Genomic DNA, 18,333 nt, shown 5'->3' with positions numbered 1-18,333 from the left:
GGGTAGGGTGAATAAGTGGCCTGGATACGGTTGCGGACCGGCGGGCGGCTTCGGTGCCCGATGCCGTGATCGACGCGCGCACCCGCACGGTTGATCGTTTCGCAGCCCTCGCCTATGTGCGCGCCTTCATACGCGTTTCCGGGACCATAGATGTTCACCTTCCTCCTCGTCGTTCATGCCATCATCGCCGCGGCGCTCGTGACGGTGATCCTGATGCAGCGGTCGGAGGGTGGTGGCCTCGGCATGGGCGGCAGCCCGTCGGGGCTGATGTCGGCGCGCGGCGCGGCCGATTTCCTGACCCGGATGACGTCGATCCTCGCGACGGTGTTCGTCGGCATGTCGATCGCGCTGGCCTTCATCGCGGCGCATCGCCAGACACAGACGATCGACACCTCGCTCGCCCGCACGCCCCCGGCGGCGGCACCGGCCCCTGCGCCCGCGCAGGATGCGGTGCCCAACGCTCCCGCCGACAATGGTGCGGTGCCGCTCCAGCGCTAACCCGCTGATCCGTTCATCGTGAATCGCGCGCGGGGCCGACCCGCGCGCTCTTGTCGTTCGACCCCATAACACGCTAGGCGATTTCTCCCATGGCGCGGTACATCTTCATCACCGGCGGCGTGGTTTCGTCGCTCGGCAAAGGCCTCATGGCGGCCTCTCTCGCAGCTTTGCTCCAGGCGCGCGGCTACCGCGTCCGGATTCGCAAGTTCGATCCCTATCTCAACGTCGATCCCGGCACGATGAGCCCGTATCAGCACGGCGAGGTCTACGTGACCGACGACGGTGCCGAGACCGACCTCGACCTCGGCCATTACGAGCGATTCACCGGCGTCGCCTCGCGCCAGTCGGACAACGTCACCTCGGGCCGCATCTACAAGACGATCATCGAGCGCGAGCGGCGCGGCGACTATCTCGGCGCCACCGTGCAGGTGATCCCGCACGTCACCGACGCGATCAAGGCCTTCGCCCGCGCCGAAACCGATGACCTCGACTTCGTACTCTGCGAGATCGGCGGCACCGTCGGCGACATCGAGTCGCTGCCGTTCATCGAGGCGATCCGCCAGCTCAAGAACGAGGTCGGTCGCGGCAATGCGATCAGCATCCACGTCACGCTCGTCCCCTATATCGCCGCCGCCGGCGAGCTGAAGACCAAGCCGACGCAGCATTCGGTGCGCGAGCTCGCCGCCTTGGGCGTGCAGCCCGACGTTTTGGTCTGCCGCTGCGAGCATCCGCTGCCGCCGTCGGAGCGCGCCAAGATCGCTTTGTTCTGTAACGTGCCGGAGACGGCGGTCATTCCGGCGCTCGACGCCAAGAGCATCTATGCGGTGCCGCTGCAATATCACGGCGAGGGTCTCGATTCGGAGGTGCTGCGCGCCTTTGGCATCACGCCGTCGTCGGCGCCCGACCTCAGCCGCTGGACCGACATCATGGACCGGCTCACCAACCCGGAGGGCGAGGTGACCGTCGGCGTCGTCGGCAAATATGTCGGCCTGCAGGACGCTTACAAGTCGCTCAACGAAGCACTGGTCCACGGCGGCATCGCCAACCGGGTCAAGGTCAACGTCCGCTGGATCGACGCCGAGATTTTCGAGAACGACAATGGCGAGATCGTCAGCCAGCTCGAGCCGTGCGACGCGATCCTCGTCCCCGGCGCGTTCGGTGAGCGCGGTGCCGAGGGCAAGATCAAGGCGGTCAAATTCGCCCGCGAGCGCGAGATCCCCTATTTCGGTATCTGCTTCGGCATGCAGATGGCCTGCGTCGAGGGCGCCCGCGACCTCGCCGGCATCGCCAATGCCTCGTCGACCGAATTCGGACCGACCGACGAGCCGGTCGTCGGCCTCATCACCGAATGGATGGGTCGCGACGGACTCGAGAAGCGCGAGGAGCAGGGCGATCTCGGCGGCACGATGCGGCTCGGCGCCTATGAGGCATCGCTCGACGGCAATAGCGTCGTGTCGTCGATCTACGGCGATACGGTGATCCACGAGCGCCATCGCCACCGCTACGAGGTCAACACGCATTACAAGGACGCGCTGGAGAAGGGCGGGCTGGTGTTCAGCGGCATGTCGCCCGACGGCACCTTGCCCGAAATCGTCGAGCGGCCGGATCATCCGTGGTTCGTCGGCGTCCAGTTCCACCCGGAGCTGAAGAGCAAGCCGTTCGATCCCCACCCGCTGTTCGCGAGCTTCATCCAGGCGGCACTGACGAAGAGCCGCTTGGTCTGACGCTCTTGCACGGATCCGCGCGACTGCGGCATGATGGCGGCGGAGCATCGATATGGCGACATCATCACCAAGGCTGCCCGCGGATCCGACGTTCGACGACTATGCGTTGGTGAGGCTGCGCTCCGTCGTCGGCACCGACGCAGGGGTCCTGTTGCCGGGAACGGTCGGGACGATCGTACACCGGCACGACGGCGGCGAGGCCTATGAGGTCGAGTTCGCCGAACCTGTTGCCATCGTCGTCACCCTGCGCAGTGGCGATCTTGTCCGCGTGATATGATCGGCCTGCCCGGCATTCGCGTCATCGAGATCGCGAAAGTCGAGGCGTATCTGCTCAATCGCGATCATCCGACCGGGCGTGCAAAGGCGACGTTCTTCGGACGCTACGGATATGATTCGTCCGACCCAATCGCCTTTGCGGTGGCGCTGGATCGGCATGGGTCGACACGGCCGATCGTACGAACGTCGACCAACGCTTACGGTATGAAATATGAGGTACGATGCAGCCTCGAAACGCCTGACGGGCGCAACCCCTGCATCGTGACGATCTGGCTCCAGCCGGAGGGCGAGGCAGGCTGCCGTCTGATTACCGCCTATCCGGCCGATCACCGTTAACAGAGCGCCCGGACCCATCGGCCCGGACGCCCCGATAATTACGCGGCCGCGGCCACGTCCTTGTTCTCCACCGCGGCGAGCGGTGCGCCGGTCTTGATCGCGATGGTCTTCGGCTTCATCGCCTCGGGCACTTCGCGGACCAGATCGATCACGAGCAGGCCGTCGTTGAGACGGGCATCCTCGACGAAGACGAAATCGGCGAGTTCGAAGCGGCGCTCGAAGCTGCGGTTGGCGATGCCGACGTGCAGGAAGTTGGCGTTGCCGGCCTTGTCGTCCTTCTTGCCCGAGACCAGCAGCAGGTTCTGCTGCGCGGTGATCTCGATCTCGTCCCGCGAGAAGCCGGCGACCGCGAGCGTGATGCGATAGCGATCCTCGGCGAGGCGTTCGAGGTTGAAGGGCGGGTAATTCTCCGCCGTGGCGGCGCGCGCATTGCTTTCCAGCATGTCGAACAGGCGGTCGAAACCGATGGTCGAGCGGCGATAGGGGGTCAGGTCGAGTCGCATGTCAAATCCTCCGCGAGAAGCGAGTTGAACGACGGCATCCACGAGCGTGCGATGCCGGTGCACGGCCCGTGATCAGCGCCGTGCAGCCCCGATTTTGGATTGCCCCGGCCGCGGTTCAAGAGGGCGTCTGTTCGCCCGATCCGTAATTTCCGGGGTTGGCGCCGAAGCCCCGCTTTGTCGCCGCGAAGCATCTCCATCTTTGAACATCCCCCGAACCAGTGGAGTTTGCGGCGAAAATAACATCAGGGAAACCGCATGTCGCTGACGCTCGCCATTCTTCTCGCCGGCCAGACTGCCGCTGCCGCCACCGCACCCGCCGCAGCGCAGGACGATGCCGCGCCCGCGCCGGTGACCGCAGGGGCGAGCGAAGACGCTCGGCCGGCGGCTTCGGCACCGGGCGGCGGCGACATCCTCGTCACCGCGCGCCGGCGCGCCGAATCGGTGCAGCGCGTGCCGATCGCCATGTCGGTAGTCGGCGGCGCCGATATCGACAAGACCGGCGCGTTCAACGTCAATCGCCTCCAGCAGCAGCAGCCCTCGCTGCAATTCTTCTCCAGCAACCCGCGCAATTCGGCGATCAACATCCGCGGCCTCGGCGCACCGTTCGGCCTGACCAACGACGGCATCGAACAGGGCGTCGGCTTCTACGTCGACGGCGTCTATATCGGCCGGATCGGCGCCTCGACCTTCGATTTTGTCGACGTCGACCGGGTCGAGGTGCTGCGCGGCCCGCAGGGGACGCTCTACGGCAAGAACACCACCGCCGGCGCGCTCAACGTCACCACCCGCCCGCCGAGCTTCACACCGGAGGGCAGGGCCGAGGTCAGCGTCGGCAATTACGAATTCGTCCAGGCCAAGGCGTCGGTGTCGGGGCCGCTGTCCGACACGGTGGCGCTGCGGCTGTCGAGTTCGGCAACGACGCGCAAGGGGACGATCCGCGACGTCACCTCGGGCGAGGACCTGCATCGCCAGCGCAATCTGGGGGTGCGCGGACAATTGCTGTGGAACGCGAGTCCGTCGCTCAATTTCACGCTGTCGGGCGATTTCAACGTCCAGAACCCGGAATGCTGCGTGCAATATTATGCCCGCGTCGGCACCACGCAGCGCCCGCTCGCGCGGCAATATGACGCGCTCGCCGCGGCGCTCAATTATACCCCGCCGAGCAAGGACCCGTTCGATCGGCGCACCGATCTCGATGCGGCGATCAACTCGCGGCAGGAAGTCGGCGGCGCCTCGCTGGTCGCCAATTGGGATCTCGGCCCGGCGACGCTGACCTCGGTCAGCGCGTGGCGCTATTGGGACTGGCAGCCGCAGAATGATCGCGATTTCACCGGCCTGCCGATCACCACCGTCTCGCAGAATCCATCGCAGCAGAAGCAGGTGTCGCAGGAATTCCGCTTCGCCTCGAACGGCACCAACCGGCTCGACTACACGGTCGGCGCCTTCCTGTTCCACCAGACGATCGATACCCAGGGGTCGCAGGTGCAGGGATCGGCGGCGAGCCGCTTCCTGCTGTCGGGCACCGACGCCAGCAGCCCCAACGTTCTCAACGGCCTGACCTCGACCAATACGATCAGCTTCGACAACACGAGCTTCGCGGTGTTCGGCAAGCTCAACTGGGCGCTGACCGATGCGCTGCACATCCAGCCGGGGCTGCGCGTCAATTACGACCGCAAGTCGGGTTTCTACGAGTCGGTCGTCAGCATCGCCAACAGCCAGTATAATTTCACCGCCACGGCCGACAATGTCGCGACGCTGCTGGCCGCGCAGCCCACCACGGCGGCGCGCACGACCTTCCAGAACCAGATCAACACCCTCGCGCCGCAGCGTTACAGCCCGCGGTTCAGCGCGTGGAACACCTCGGGCGATATCACCGTCTCCTATGATTTCGCGCCCGAGATCCACGGCTATGCCACCTATGCGCGCAGCTTCAAATCGGGTGGGATCAACCTGTCCGGCCTGCCGCTCAATTCGAACAGCACCGGCGTCGATCTGACGACGCAGACGGTGAAGCCCGAGAAGGTCAACAATTACGAGATCGGCCTCAAGACGCAGTTCCTCGACCGGCGGCTGACGCTCAACCTCGCCGGCTTCTGGACCGACGTGTCCGACTATCAGGCGACGGTGAACAACAATGCGATCAACGTGATCCGCGGCTATCTCGCCAATGCCGGCAAGGTGCGGTCTCGCGGCGTCGAGTTCGATTCGAGCTTCCGCCCGAGCAAGCGGCTCAGCGTCTACGTCAGCGGTGCCTTCACCGACGCCAAATATGTCGACTTCAAGAACGCGCCGTGCCCGCCCGAACTGTCGGGTGGCACCGCGACTGCGCCCGGTGGCGTGACCGATCCGGCGGGGACGCCCGGCGGGCGTAGCCCGGCCTTTTGCGACATCTCCGGCCAGCGCCTGCCGGGCATCTCGAAATGGTCCTTCTCCTACGGCGGCGAATATAACGTCCCCGTCGACGGCGCGGGCGGCGAGGTCTATATCGGCTACGACGGCAATTACCGGTCGCGCTTCTCGTCCAACCCGTCGCCGTCCGCCTATACCTGGATCGAGGGCTATTCGCTGTCGAACGTCCGCGCGGGCTATCGCAAGAACGATTTCAACGTCTTTGGCTGGGTGCGCAATGCGTTCGACCAGAATTACTTCGAACTGCTGTCGACGCAGTCGGGCAACACCGGCCTGATCGTCGGCCAGCCGGGTGATCCGCGCACCTATGGCCTGACGGTGTCGAAGCGGTTCTAGGCGGCGATTTAGGGGGCTGTTTGTGGCTCCCACCCGCCGTCATCCCGGCGCATGCCGGGACCCATGGTCACGATGATCCCAGAGGTTGTACGTATCGTGTCGTAATCGCATCCATGGGTCCCGACTTTCGTCGGGATGACGAAGGGGGACGAACCGGATTTCGCGCGCCTTTCTCGTCGCCTAGCGTCGTCGCGCACATCGGGGCGCCCCGAAGCGACAGAAATCTGTCAGCGTTATGACCCGGTTCAGGATTGATCTGCGATAACCATCATCGCCGGACAGGGGGCGCGACCTGGAAGCTCCCTCCCTCTGCCCGGCTACTCTGGTCTAAAACTGCGGCGGACAAGCAAACGCCCGGACCGTTGCCGATCCGGGCGCCTGCGTGACGAGAAAACCCGTCAGCCCCCTTAGGTCGCTTTCCGACAATCGCGCGTTGTTTCGCTGCGCTGTCGTTCCGCTCTTCCCCGAACCACGGCCGTTGCCTGTGTCTCAGTAAGTCTTTGCTAGGCAGCACTGCCGGCTTTGTCACCGGCTATGTGGAGGGGCGGAATCGATTGACCGAAACCTGTGTCGAATCCGCAACATTTGTTGCTTGTGACTCGCACGTCACCTAGAGGTCCGGCCATGCTCCTCTCACGCTACGAACGGATGATCGCCCGGCGCTACCTGCTCCCGGGCAAGGGCGAGGCGTTCATCTTCCTGGTCGCCTCGATCAGCCTCGTCGCGGTGATGCTCGGCGTCGCCGCGCTCGTCATCGTGATGAGCGTGATGAACGGCTTCCGTGCCGAGCTGTTCGACAAGATCGTCGGGCTTAACGGCCATGCCGTGATCCAGGGCGTCGGCGGCCGTCTGCCCGACTGGCGCGAGATCGTCGCCGAGGCGCGCAAGACGCCCGGCGTCACCTCCGCCACGCCGATGGTCGAACAGCCGCTCGCGGCGACCTATAACGGCCGCGCCGAAGGCGTGCTGGTCCGCGGCGTCCGCCTCGCCGACGTCAAGCCGGTGATCGGCGACAAGCTCGTGATGGGCACGCTCGCCGGCATCACGCCGGGCAGCGGCCGGATCGCGATCGGATCGCGGCTCGCCGAGGCGCTCGGCGCGCAGGTCGGCAGCGAGATCTCGCTGTTCAACCCGCAGGGGCAGGCGACGCCGTTCGGCACCGTGCCGCGTATCGTCAATTATACGGTCGGCGCCATCTTCGAGATCGGCCTGTACGATTACGACAAGGCCTATGTCATCATGCCGATCGAGGACGCGCAGACGCTGCTGCTGCTCGGCGACAACGTCAGCCAGATCGAATTGCAGACCGTCGACCCCGACAAGGTCGCGCCGATCCTCGCGCCGCTCGCCGATCGCCTGCGCGGCGGCGCGGTCATCGCCGACTGGCGCAGCATGAACGCGCAGCTGTTCCAGGCGCTCGAGGTCGAGCGGGTCGCGATGTTCACCGTGCTGTCGATCATCATCCTCGTCGCGGTGTTCAACATCCTGTCGTCGCTGATCATGCTGGTCCGCGCCAAGACGCGCGACATCGCGATCCTGCGGACGATGGGGGCGACGCGGGTCGGATTGATGCGCATCTTCATGGTCGTCGGCACGACGATCGGCGCGCTCGGCACGCTCGCCGGCCTCGTGCTCGGCTTCGTCTTCCTCTTCTATCGCCAGGCGGTGGTGAACCTCGTCCAGCTCGTCACCGGGCAGAATCTTTGGGACCCGTCGATCCGCTATCTCACCGAGCTTCCCTCCAAGCCCGACCCGGTCGAGATCGTCATCATCGCGCTGATGGCGCTGGTGTTCAGCTTCCTCGCCACGCTCTATCCGGCGTGGAAGGCGGCGAGCACCGATCCGGTACAGGTGCTGCGCTATGAATGACGTCCTCCGCACCACCGGCCTGACCCGCAGCTTTCGCCAGGGCGAGGAGACGATCCACGTCCTGCGCGGCGTCGACCTCTCCGTCGCGCCGGGCGAGATCGTCGCGCTGGTCGGTCCGTCGGGCTCGGGCAAGTCGACGCTGTTGCAGGCGGTCGGCCTGCTCGAGGGCGGCTTCCAGGGCTCGATCATGATCGGCGGCGAGGAAGCCGCGAAGCTCGATGCGCACGGCCGCACGATCATGCGCCGCGACCGGCTCGGCTTCGTCTACCAGTTCCACCATCTGCTGCCCGACTTCAACGCGACCGAGAATGTCGTGCTGCCGCAGCTCGTCCACGGCGCCGAGCGCAAGCCCGCCGACGATCGCGCGGTGTCGCTGCTGACGGCGCTCGGCCTCGGCCACCGGCTGACGCACCGGCCGAGCCAGCTCTCCGGCGGCGAGCAGCAGCGCGTCGCGGTGGCGCGCGCGCTCGCCAACCGGCCGGCGCTGGTGCTTGCCGACGAACCGACCGGCAATCTCGACGAACATACCGCCGACGTGGTGCTCGCCGAGTTCCTGCGGCTGGTGCGCGGCGAGGGCTCGGCGGCGCTGATCGCGACGCATAACGAGCGGCTGGCGCAGAAGATGGATCGCGTCGTCCGCCTGCACGAAGGCGTGCTGACGTGACCGCGTGGGGCGAGACGCCGACACTCGTCGGGCGTCACGTCACGCTGCGGCCCCTGGAGCGCGCCGACCGGGACGCTTTGGTCGCGGTCGCCGCGGCGGACGATCTGTGGGACACCTTCTACGCCAACGTCTCGCAGCTCAAGGATGCGGACCGTTGGCTCGACGCGTCGTTCGAGCAGCAGGACATCGGCCGCGCCCGCCTGTTCGCGGTGTCCGATCCGGCGGGGCAGGTGGTCGGCACCACCCGCTATATGCGCATGGCGCCGGCGCATCGCCGGCTCGAACTGGGCGGCACCTTCTACGCCAAGGCGGTGCAGCGTACCGGCGTCAACACCGAGGCCAAGCTCATGCTGCTTACCCACGCCTTCGAGGCGCTGGACTGCCAGTGCGTGCAAATCCGTACCGATTCGCTCAACAAGCGCAGCCAGGCGGCGATCGAGCGGCTCGGCGCAAAGCAGGACGGCGTGCTGCGCGGCCACCAGCAGATGGCGGACGGGCGGCTGCGCGACAGCGTCGTCTATTCGATCCTCGACCGCGAATGGCCGGGGGTGAAGCAGAACCTTCTCTTCCTACTCGCGAGGCACGCATGACCGCGATCACCGACTTCACCGTCACCGGCGCCGACGGCGCGCCGATCCCGCTCGATCGCTGGGCGGGGCAGGTGCTGCTGATCGTCAACACCGCCTCGAAATGCGGCTTCACGCCGCAATATGAGGGGCTCGAGGCGCTGCATCGCCGCTTCGCCGAGCGTGGCTTCGAGGTGCTCGGCTTCCCCTGCAACCAGTTCGGCGCGCAGGAGCCCGGCGACGCCGCCGAGATCGCCAATTTCTGTTCGCTGACCTATGACGTGACCTTTCCGGTCTTCGCCAAGGTCGACGTCAACGGGGCAGGGGCCGATCCGCTGTTCTCGCGATTGAAGGCCGAGGCGCCGGGGCTGCTCGGCTCTAAGGCGATCAAGTGGAACTTCACCAAATTTCTGGTGAACCGCGAGGGCAAGGTGGTCCACCGCTACGCGCCGACGACCAAGCCCGAGGAGATCGCCGCCGATATCGAGGCGCTGCTGTAACGCTTGCAACTTCCAGTACCCCGGCCTCCGCCGGGGTACTGGTTTTGCGCGAGGGGACCGCTCACACCTCCGGTGCGGCGAAGGGCTTCGCGCCTGTCTTGTGGTTGAGCGCCGACGCCACCGAGGCGACGCCGCCGAGCAGGAAGCTGATCCCGAGGATGAACCCCGGCAGCGTCAGCGCCGACCAGGGCAGGGTCGCGAGTACGTAGATCGCGAGCAGGATGTTGACCACGCCGAGCACGATCATCAGCGCGCGCCCGCGCTTGAACCGCGCGCCGAGCCCGATCTCGAGCGCCCCGCGGATGCCCAGCCAGATCGCGACCAGCAAGGTCAGCGAGATCGCCGCGGTCGCCGGCGCGAACGCCATCAGCAGCCCGATGACCAGCGACAGCACGCCGAAGCCGATCGCATAGCCGCGCCCTTCGTGATCCCTGCCGGCAAATCCGGCCGCGATCGACACCAGCCCGGCGGCGATGAAGAAGGCGCCGATCACCAGCGTCGCCGCATAGGTCGCGGCGAAGGGATTGAGGAAGGCGAGCACGCCGAGCACGATCGACAGCACGCCATAAGCGAGGATCCAGCCCCAGCCGGCACCGGCGGCACGCGGCGCGAGCGGATCGGTGAATACAGTGTCCGACATTGACGTAACCTCCTCCGTTATGCCCGCGTAACGGAGTTATCCACCGCAGGTTCCTTGGCCTGCCCTGTTCGAATCGGGGTTGAGCGGCTAAGTCTCCGCAATGGCTCATTCCGGTTTCGTACCGCTCCGCATTTTCTCGTCCTACACGATGCTCGACGGGGCGATCGAGCCCAAGGCGATCGCCAAACAGGCAAAGGCGATGCGTTTCCCCGCCGCCGGCCTGACCGATCGCAACGGCCTCTATGCGGCGATGGCCTTTTCCGATGCCGCCAAGAAGGACGGCGTCCAGCCGGTCATCGGCACGATGCTGTGCGTCGCGCGGCCCGGCATGCCCGACGGCGTCGCCGTGCCGCTCGACTGGATCGCCCTCTATGCGCAGGATGCGACGGGCTATGACAATCTGTGCGCGCTGGTCAGCCTCGCGCATCTCGAACGGCCGATCGAACTGCCCGCGCATGTCGATTTCGCCGCGCTGGAGGGGCGCACCGACGGCCTGATCGCCCTGACCGCGGGTGGCGAGGGCGCCCTGGCGCGGTTGATCCACGAGGACCAGCCGGATCGCGCCGCCGCCTATCTCGACCGGTTGCAGGCGCTGTTCCCCGACCGCCTCTATATCGAGCTGGCCCGCCGCAGCGACGTGATCGAGGAGGCCGCCGAACAGGCGCTGGTCGACTTCGCTTATGATCGCAACCTGCCGCTGGTCGCGACCAATCCCTGCTGTTTCTCGGACAGCGCCTTTCTCGACGCGCATGATGCGATGCTGTGCATCGCGCATTCGACCTATGTCGAGAGCGAGGACCGCATCCGCTCCTGTCCCGACGCATGGCTCAAGCCCGCCGAGACGATGCGCGAACTCTTCTCCGACCTGCCCGAGGCGATCGACAATACGTTGGTCGTCGCGCAGCGCTGCGCGGTGATGGCGCCCTATCGCAAGCCGATCCTGCCCAGCCTTGCCGGCGATCGCGAGGGTGAGGCGGCGATGCTGCGCGCCGAGGCGGCGGCGGGGCTGGAAAAGAGGCTCGACCGGATCGAGGCACTCGGTACCCAGCCCGCCGATGATCCCGACTGGCGCGACGTGTATCGCAAGCGGCTCGCCTTCGAGGTCGACGTCATCGTCCAGATGGGCTTCCCCGGCTATTTCCTGATCGTCGGCGACTTCATCAAATGGGCGAAGGATCACGACATTCCGGTCGGGCCGGGGCGCGGCTCGGGCGCCGGCTCGGTCGTCGCCTGGGCGCTGACGATCACCGATCTCGATCCGATGAAGCTCGGCCTGCTGTTCGAACGCTTCCTCAACCCGGAACGCGTCTCGATGCCCGACTTCGACATCGACTTCTGCGAAACCCGGCGTGGCGAGGTCATCCGCTACGTCCAGGAGAAATACGGCCGCGATCAGGTCGCGCAGATCATCACTTTCGGTAAGCTGAAGGCGCGCGCGGTGCTCAAGGACACCGGCCGCGTCCTCCAGATGAGCTACGGCCAGGTCGATCGCCTCGCCAAGCTCGTCCCCAACCATCCGACCGATCCGTGGGACCTCAAGCGCGCGCTCAACGGCGTGCCCGAGCTCGCCAAGGAATATTCGAACGACAATCAGGTCCGCCGCCTGCTCGATCTCGCGACGAAGCTGGAGGGCCTGCCGCGCCACTCGTCGACGCACGCCGCCGGCGTGGTGATCGGCGACCGCCCGCTCGCCCAGCTCGTGCCGCTCTACCGCGACCCGCGGTCGGACATGCCGGTCACCCAGTTCGACATGAAATATGTCGAGGGCGCCGGCCTGGTGAAGTTCGACTTCCTCGGCCTCAAGACGCTGTCGGTGCTCAAGAAGGCGGTGCAGTTGCTCGCCAAGCGCGGCATCAGCGTCGATCTCGACGCTTTGCTGTGGGACGACGAGGCGGTCTACAAACTGCTTCAGAAGGGCGACACGGTCGGCGTGTTCCAGCTCGAATCGGAGGGCATGCGCCGCACGCTCAGCGCCGTGCGCCCGACCAATTTCGGCGACATCATCGCGCTCGTCTCGCTCTACCGCCCCGGCCCGATGGACAATATCCCGAGCTTCGGCCGCCGCAAGCAGGGCACCGAGCCGATCGTCTATCCCCACGACCTGCTCGAACCGATCCTGTCCGAAACCTACGGCATCTTCGTCTATCAGGAACAGGTGATGCAGGCGGCGCAGATCCTCGCCGGCTTCTCGCTCGGCGGCGCCGATCTGCTGCGCCGCGCGATGGGCAAGAAGATCAAGGCGGAGATGGACGCGCAGCGCGCGATCTTCGTCGAGGGCTGCGCCAAGGTGAACGGCATACCCAAGAACAAGGCGAACGAATTGTTCGACTTGATCGACAAGTTCGCCGGCTATGGCTTCAACAAGAGCCACGCCGCTGCCTACGCCCTGCTCGCCTATCAGACCGCATGGCTGAAGGCGCATCACCCGGAGGAATTCTACGCCGCGTCGATGTGCTACGACATGGCGCAAACCGACAAGCTCTGTATCTTCGTCGACGACATGCGCCGGCTGGGCGTGACGATCTGCGGCCCCGACATCAACAAGAGCGACGCCGAATTCGACGTCGAGGCGACCGAGGATGGCGGCCTCGCCGTCCGCTACGCGCTCGCCGCGCTGAAGTCGGTCGGCGAGGGGGCGATGGAGAAGCTCGTCGTCGAACGCAGCACCAACGGTCCGTTCAAGAGCATCGACGATCTCGCCACCCGCGTCGATCCGCGCCTCATCAACAAGCGCCAGCTCGAAACGCTCGCCGCCAGCGGCACGTTCGACTGTTTCGATCCCAACCGCGCCGGCATCCACGCTGTCGCCGAGACGATCCTCGCGGTCGCCGCCCGCACCCACGAGGGCAAGACCAGCGGCCAGCACGGCCTGTTCGGCGCCGAGGATGTCGCGGGCGATGCGATCAAGCTGCCCGCCAACGTGCGTTGGTCGATGGCCGATGCGATGGAGCAGGAAAAGGAGGCGTTCGGCTTCTATTTCTCCGCCCACCCGGTCGACCGCCACGCGCATCTCGCCAAGATGCACGGTGCGCGCCAATATGTCGCGCTGACCGAGCTCAACATCCCCGAGGACGGCACCCGCGCCGGCGCGACGATGGCGGTGCTGGTCGAGGATGCGCGCTGGCGCACCTCGGCGCGTGGCAAGCGGTACATGATGGCGACCTTGTCCGATGCGAGCGGCCAGTTCGTCGCCACCTGTTTCGACGATTCGGTCGCCGCCGAGCTGGAGGATGCCGCGCGCTGTGGCGGCTGCGGCCTCATCACCGTCGAGCTCGACCGCCGGCCCGGCGAGGAGACGCCGCGCGTCTCTGTGAAGCGCATCCAGCCGTTCGAGGGGCTTGCCTCGATCGCGCGCTTCACCATCGCCGCTAGGGTGGCGCATGCCACCGCCTTCGAGGCGCTGTCGGCGCTGCTCGCGCATCATCGTGGCGCCCGCGGCGAGGTGCGTGCGCATATCCCGGTCGGGGAGGGCGAGGCGACGGTGCTGCTCGGTCGCGACTTCCTGCTCGACATGGAATTGGTCGAGACGATCCAGGCGATCCCCGGCATCAGCGACGTCGCGCTCGACCGCGTCGCCTCGCAACTGCGCTCGGTGGGCTGAGCCATGCCGATCGACACCAGCCTGACCTTCCGCCCGGTCAACATCGCCGTGCTCACCGTCTCCGATACGCGTGGCCTCGCCGAGGATCGCTCGGGCGACACGCTGGTCGGCCGGCTTGGGGCGGCGGGCCATGTCCTCGCCGACCGCGTCATCCTGCGCGACGATGCCGACGCTATCGTCGCGCAATTGCACCGCTGGATCGATGACGAAAGCGTCGATTGCGTCATCACCACCGGCGGCACCGGCGTCACCGGCCGCGACGTCACGCCGGAGGCGGTCGAGCGCGTTGCCACCAAGATGATCCCCGGCTTCGGCGAGCTGTTCCGCTATCTGAGCTACGCCAAGATCGGCACCAGCACCGTCCAGTCGCGCGCCTGCGCCTGCGTCGCGCGCGGCACTTATATCTTCGCGCTGCCCGGTTCGACCGGCGCGGTGAAGGACGGCTGGGACGGCATCCTGCAGGACCAGCTCGACAGCCGCCACCGCCCCTGCAATTTCGTCGAACTGATGCCGCGGCTGATGGAACGGTGATCGGTCCGCGACCGTAAGCGCAAGTCGGGTGTGCGACGTCGCCCCGAACTACCCGTCACCCCGGACTTGTTCCGGGGTCCACCGGCCCGCAGGACCAACAGCTTTTGCTCCTGCGGAACAGTGGATGCGGGAACGGGCCCGGCATGACGGACGTGTGGGTCGGCCGGCCGTGAAGAACAGACCTAACCCGCGTCGACCTGCATCACCGCCAGCTCGTGCCCATCCGGATCGGCGAAGTGGAACCGCCGTCCGCCCGGGAAGGCGAAGACCGGCATCGTCACCCGCCCGCCGGCCGCCTCGACCGCGGAGAGTGCCGCGTCGACATCCGCGACCTCGATCACCGGCAGCACCGCCGCGGTCTGCTGCGCGGGATCGGCCTGGAAGCCGATATCGGTATCGCCACTGGTCGTCGCCGCATAGCTCGGCCCGAAATCACTGAACGCCCAGCCGAATGCTTCGCCGTAGAACGCCTTGGCCCGCGCCGTGTCGGCCACCGGCAGTTCGAGATAGTTCAACCGCGCCATCTTATATCTCCCATTGCGTTCTTGCTATGTTCTAGTCGGCCGCCTACCATCGCGCAATGGCCAAGCCGCTCGTCAAACGCGCCGTCCGCGGTGCCACGGTCAACACCGGGAGCCGCCGCTTCAACCTGCCCGAGCGTGAGGCGGATGGCGACTGGCTCGATGCGCAGGGCGAGATCGATGGCGCGCCCGCACCGCTGCGGACCAGCGTCACCGTCGAATCCCCGCGCACGATCATCACCCGCAACAGCTCGCCCGACGTCTTCTTCGACCGCTCGATCAATCCCTATCGCGGCTGCGAACACGGCTGCATCTATTGCTTCGCGCGGCCGACGCATGCCTATCACGATCTCTCGCCCGGCCTCGATTTCGAATCGCGGCTGTTCGCCAAGCCGCAGGCCGCCGAGCTGCTCCGCGCCGAATTGCGCAAGCCCGGCTACGTCGTCGCGCCGATCGCGCTCGGCACAAATACCGATCCCTATCAGCCGATCGAGCGCGACTGGCGGATCACCCGCGGCGTCATTGAGGTGCTCGCCGAGACGCGCCATCCGCTCACCATCACCACCAAGTCGGATCGGGTGACGCGCGATATCGACCTGCTTTCGGCGATGGCGGCCGAGGGACTGGCCGGCGTCGCGATGTCGATCACCTCGCTCGACCCGAAGATCGCCACGACGATCGAGCCGCGCGCGCCGCATCCTGAACGGCGACTGCGCGCGGTGCGGATGCTCGCCGATGCCGGCGTGCCCGTCTATGTCTCGATCGCGCCGGTGATCCCGTCGATCACCGACCATGAACTCGAGCATCTCGTCGAACGCGCCGCGGAGGCGGGGGCGAAATCCTGTTTCTTCATCCCCGTCCGCCTGCCGCACGAGGTCGCGCCGCTATTCCGGGCGTGGCTCGACGCACATTTCCCCGATCGTGCCGGCAAGGTGATGGCCATCATCCAGTCGCTGCGCGGCGGTCGCGACAACGATCCCGATTTCTTTACGCGCATGCAGGGCGCCGGCCCCTGGGCCGAGCTGATGCGCACCCGCTTCCGTATCGCCTGCCGCAAGCACGGCCTCGGCAATCGCGGCGCGCCGCTGCGCACCGACCTGTTCCGCCCGCCCGCCGGGCCGCAGGGCGAGCTGTTCTGACCGCGTTAGCGCGCCGCTAACCCTCTTTGCCCATGACGCATGGCGCATGACGCAACGGCTTTCCTGGCTGATCCTGATCCTCGTCGCGGTGGCGTTGCGCCTGCCCGATATCGGCAACCCGCTGATCGACGTCGACGAACAGATGTACCTGCTCGTCGGGCAGCGGATGTGGGAGGGGGCGATCCCCTATGTCGACATCTGGGACCGCAAGCCGATCGGCCTGTTCCTGATCGCCGCGGCGGCACGGGGCCTGCCCGGCGATCCCGTCGTCGCCTATCATCTGCTCGCGCTCGCCGCCGCAGCGGCCACCGCCGGCCTGATCGCGACGACGGCACGACGCCATGCCGGCGCCGCCGGCGCGCTGGCGGCGGGCCTGCTCTATCTCGTCTGGCTGGAGCTGCTCGGCGGCCGCGGCGGCCAGTCGCCGGTCTTCTACGATCTCGCCATCGTCGCGGCGGCGCTGCTGACCCGCGACACGATCGCCGGTCGCCGCCGCGCCGCGATCCCGGCGATGCTGCTCGCCGGGCTGGCGTTGCAAATCAAGCCGACCGCGGTCTTCGAAGGCTGTTTCTTCGGCATCGCGCTGCTCGGCGCTACATGGCAACGCCACCGCAACCCGGCACGGCTCGCCGCTGCGGCAGCGCTCTATGCCACGAGCGCGCTGCTCCCAACGATCGCCGCTGCCGCCGCTTATGCCGGCATGGGGCACGGCGGCGCCTGGTGGTTCGCCACGATCGAATCGATCTTCCTGCGCCAGGCGACCCCCGGCGATCCGATCGCGGCACGGCTGGCCGGCGTCGCCGTCGTCCTGCTCGTCCCCGCCGGGCTTGCGATCCGCGGGCTGGTCCTGCGCCCCGACCGATTCCTGACCGGCTGGCTCATCGTCGCGGTCGTCGGCTGGCTGCTCGTCCCGCCCTATTTCAACCATTACGCGCTGCCGCTGCTCGCCCCGATCGCGGTGTGCGCCGCCGCCGCGCTCGACCGCCGCGCGATGCAGGCGCTCGCCGCCGTCGCGGGGGGCGCATTGCTGGTGTTCAGCGGCTATCCGCATCGCGGCGATACCGCCGACACGCGTCAGCGCGTCGCCGCGCTCGCCCGGATCATCGATCGGATGCGCGGGCCGGGCTGTCTGTTCCTCGTCCAGGCCCCCCCGGCGCTCTACGACGCGACGGAGAGCTGCCTGCCGACGCGCTATCCATTTCCGTTCCACCTCGTCGAGGCGAGCGAGGCGCGCGCGATCGGCATCGACCCGACGCAGGAGGTCGCCCGCATCCTCGCCGCCCGCCCGCCGGTAATCGCGATCGGCGACATCCCCCGCAACCGCCGGCGGCCCGGCGTGATCCTCGTCCGCCGCACGCTCGCGCGTCATTATCGCGCCGTCGCGCGCGACCTCGGCGTGACCGTCTATCGCCGCATGCCGGCCGCCGCGCCGCCGGCGAGACCCGGAAACACGCACGGAACGTAGCGGCCGACCGTCGGTTGGTCTTCCACCTCCGCGCTGCAGAAGGACTGACGATGACCGACCCCGACCGCACCGAAGACCAGGACAAGAACGACCACAATATCGATCCGCTCGCCCCGACGGAAAACACCGACACCGAGGAATCGGGCGCCGGCTACGGCAATCACGGCGAGGGCCAGGGCGGCGTCAAAGACAACGGCTGATCGTCCTCCACCGTCGTCCCGGTATCTGCCGGGATGACGGACGGGGATCAGGCCGCCCCGTTCCGTCGTTCGCGCGCATCCGCCATCAACCGGTCGCGGCTCGACAGGAACGGCCCCTCAGGCCGCCGCGCCGGTGCGAACGTGCCGAGCCCCACGGGAGCGTCGATCCCGACATAGATCGCCTCGATCCCGCCCTTGGCGCTATAGGCCTCGTGCCAGAACCCGCAGCCGTGGCGATCGCTGAGGAAGTCCCGCCACCAGCCGCTATGCGGCGCCGACCGGGTGAAGCGGCCGAGGCTGTCGAGATCGCGCCAATAATGGCGGATGCCGACGTGGTTCCACGCGAACATCATGCCGTCATTGCCCAACAAGCCGTCGGGCGGCGTACGGCTGATGGTGGCGAGGCCGCGACCGATCCGCATCAGCGCGGGCAATCCGCGCAGGCTGCCGACCCGGAAACCGAGCAGCACCATGACCAGATCGGGATAGCCCGACAGATCCACCGTCGCACGGGCCGTGGCGGCGCGCCCATCCATTTGCATCATCCGACTCCTT

Annotated in this window: 18 protein-coding genes; 14 read left to right on the top strand and 4 right to left on the bottom strand. The window is 67.0% G+C overall.

All coding sequences use genetic code 11. From position 1 onward, the window contains the following. The first annotated feature begins 150 nt into the window (after positions 1–150). The 4 genes from secG (at position 151) to AC07UH_RS09120 (ending at position 2,834) form a co-directional block, all read left to right on the top strand. Positions 151–498 (top strand): preprotein translocase subunit SecG, encoded by a 348-nt coding sequence (gene secG, locus AC07UH_RS09135; protein ID WP_038659948.1) that lies wholly within the window; start codon positions 151–153, stop codon positions 496–498. Between the two features lie 89 nt (positions 499–587). Next, positions 588–2,222 (top strand): CTP synthase, encoded by a 1,635-nt coding sequence (pyrG, locus tag AC07UH_RS09130; protein ID WP_038659946.1) that lies wholly within the window; start codon positions 588–590, stop codon positions 2,220–2,222. Positions 2,223–2,274: 52 nt separating this feature from the next. Continuing rightward, on the top strand, positions 2,275–2,499 hold the full coding sequence (locus AC07UH_RS09125) for a DUF4926 domain-containing protein (RefSeq protein ID WP_495180057.1): 225 nt from the start codon (positions 2,275–2,277) through the stop codon (positions 2,497–2,499). Further along, on the top strand, positions 2,496–2,834 hold the full coding sequence (locus tag AC07UH_RS09120; protein WP_495180058.1) for a DUF6883 domain-containing protein: 339 nt from the start codon (positions 2,496–2,498) through the stop codon (positions 2,832–2,834). The genes AC07UH_RS09125 and AC07UH_RS09120 overlap by 4 nt, the downstream gene beginning before the upstream one ends. 38 nt (positions 2,835–2,872) lie before the next feature. Here AC07UH_RS09120 and AC07UH_RS09115 read toward each other — a convergent pair whose 3' ends face one another. After that, the gene (locus AC07UH_RS09115; RefSeq protein ID WP_038659940.1) at positions 2,873–3,337 is read right to left on the bottom strand and encodes an Hsp20 family protein; all 465 of its coding nucleotides are present in this window, start codon (positions 3,335–3,337) and stop codon (positions 2,873–2,875) included. Positions 3,338–3,592: 255 nt separating this feature from the next. Between AC07UH_RS09115 and AC07UH_RS09110 the strand changes: the two genes are divergently transcribed. The 5 genes from AC07UH_RS09110 (at position 3,593) to AC07UH_RS09090 (ending at position 9,681) form a co-directional block, all read left to right on the top strand. After that, on the top strand, positions 3,593–6,082 hold the full coding sequence (locus tag AC07UH_RS09110) for a TonB-dependent receptor (RefSeq protein ID WP_495180059.1): 2,490 nt from the start codon (positions 3,593–3,595) through the stop codon (positions 6,080–6,082). 624 nt (positions 6,083–6,706) lie between these two features. Beyond that, positions 6,707–7,951 (top strand): lipoprotein-releasing ABC transporter permease subunit, encoded by a 1,245-nt coding sequence (locus AC07UH_RS09105; RefSeq protein ID WP_038659934.1) that lies wholly within the window; start codon positions 6,707–6,709, stop codon positions 7,949–7,951. Next, positions 7,944–8,615 (top strand): ABC transporter ATP-binding protein, encoded by a 672-nt coding sequence (locus AC07UH_RS09100; protein WP_038659931.1) that lies wholly within the window; start codon positions 7,944–7,946, stop codon positions 8,613–8,615. The genes AC07UH_RS09105 and AC07UH_RS09100 overlap by 8 nt, the downstream gene beginning before the upstream one ends. Next, entirely contained in the window at positions 8,612–9,205 is a 594-nt protein-coding gene (locus AC07UH_RS09095) for a GNAT family N-acetyltransferase (RefSeq protein WP_495180060.1), read from the top strand. The genes AC07UH_RS09100 and AC07UH_RS09095 overlap by 4 nt, the downstream gene beginning before the upstream one ends. Further along, complete coding sequence (locus AC07UH_RS09090) at positions 9,202–9,681, top strand: glutathione peroxidase (RefSeq protein WP_495180061.1); 480 nt, start codon at positions 9,202–9,204, stop codon at positions 9,679–9,681. Before AC07UH_RS09095 ends, AC07UH_RS09090 begins: the two co-directional genes overlap by 4 nt. A gap of 61 nt (positions 9,682–9,742) precedes the next feature. On the opposite strand, the gene AC07UH_RS09085 is transcribed toward AC07UH_RS09090, so the two are convergent. Continuing rightward, complete coding sequence (locus AC07UH_RS09085) at positions 9,743–10,321, bottom strand: HdeD family acid-resistance protein (RefSeq protein ID WP_137898669.1); 579 nt, start codon at positions 10,319–10,321, stop codon at positions 9,743–9,745. A 100-nt stretch (positions 10,322–10,421) separates the two neighbouring features. Here AC07UH_RS09085 and dnaE point away from each other — a divergent pair, with 100 nt between their 5' ends. Both dnaE and moaB read left to right on the top strand, forming a co-directional pair. After that, positions 10,422–13,922, top strand: a complete 3,501-nt coding sequence (gene dnaE, locus AC07UH_RS09080) for a DNA polymerase III subunit alpha (protein WP_495180062.1) — start codon at positions 10,422–10,424, stop codon at positions 13,920–13,922. Between the two features lie 3 nt (positions 13,923–13,925). Then, positions 13,926–14,453 carry a molybdenum cofactor biosynthesis protein B gene (gene moaB / locus AC07UH_RS09075; RefSeq protein WP_495180063.1) on the top strand — a complete coding sequence of 176 codons (528 nt, stop codon included), beginning with the start codon at positions 13,926–13,928 and terminating at the stop codon, positions 14,451–14,453. 182 nt (positions 14,454–14,635) lie between these two features. On the opposite strand, the gene AC07UH_RS09070 is transcribed toward moaB, so the two are convergent. Continuing rightward, on the bottom strand, positions 14,636–14,977 hold the full coding sequence (locus AC07UH_RS09070) for a VOC family protein (RefSeq protein WP_495180064.1): 342 nt from the start codon (positions 14,975–14,977) through the stop codon (positions 14,636–14,638). 56 nt (positions 14,978–15,033) lie between these two features. On the opposite strand from AC07UH_RS09070, the gene AC07UH_RS09065 reads away from it, so the two are divergent. From AC07UH_RS09065 to AC07UH_RS09055, 3 genes are read left to right on the top strand one after another with little or no spacing between them, the layout of a single operon-like run. Then, on the top strand, positions 15,034–16,113 hold the full coding sequence (locus AC07UH_RS09065; protein WP_495180065.1) for a PA0069 family radical SAM protein: 1,080 nt from the start codon (positions 15,034–15,036) through the stop codon (positions 16,111–16,113). 46 nt (positions 16,114–16,159) lie between these two features. Further along, the gene (locus AC07UH_RS09060; protein WP_495180066.1) at positions 16,160–17,578 is read left to right on the top strand and encodes a hypothetical protein; all 1,419 of its coding nucleotides are present in this window, start codon (positions 16,160–16,162) and stop codon (positions 17,576–17,578) included. 50 nt (positions 17,579–17,628) lie between these two features. Then, the gene (locus tag AC07UH_RS09055; RefSeq protein WP_495180067.1) at positions 17,629–17,778 is read left to right on the top strand and encodes a hypothetical protein; all 150 of its coding nucleotides are present in this window, start codon (positions 17,629–17,631) and stop codon (positions 17,776–17,778) included. A 47-nt stretch (positions 17,779–17,825) separates the two neighbouring features. On the opposite strand, the gene AC07UH_RS09050 is transcribed toward AC07UH_RS09055, so the two are convergent. Next, positions 17,826–18,320, bottom strand: a complete 495-nt coding sequence (locus AC07UH_RS09050; protein ID WP_495180068.1) for a monooxygenase family protein — start codon at positions 18,318–18,320, stop codon at positions 17,826–17,828. Between the last annotated feature and the right edge of the window lie 13 nt (positions 18,321–18,333).

The organism is Sphingomonas sp. GW821-FHT04B01, assembly GCF_059420425.1.
This window is presented reverse-complemented; position numbering and strand designations above follow the sequence as displayed.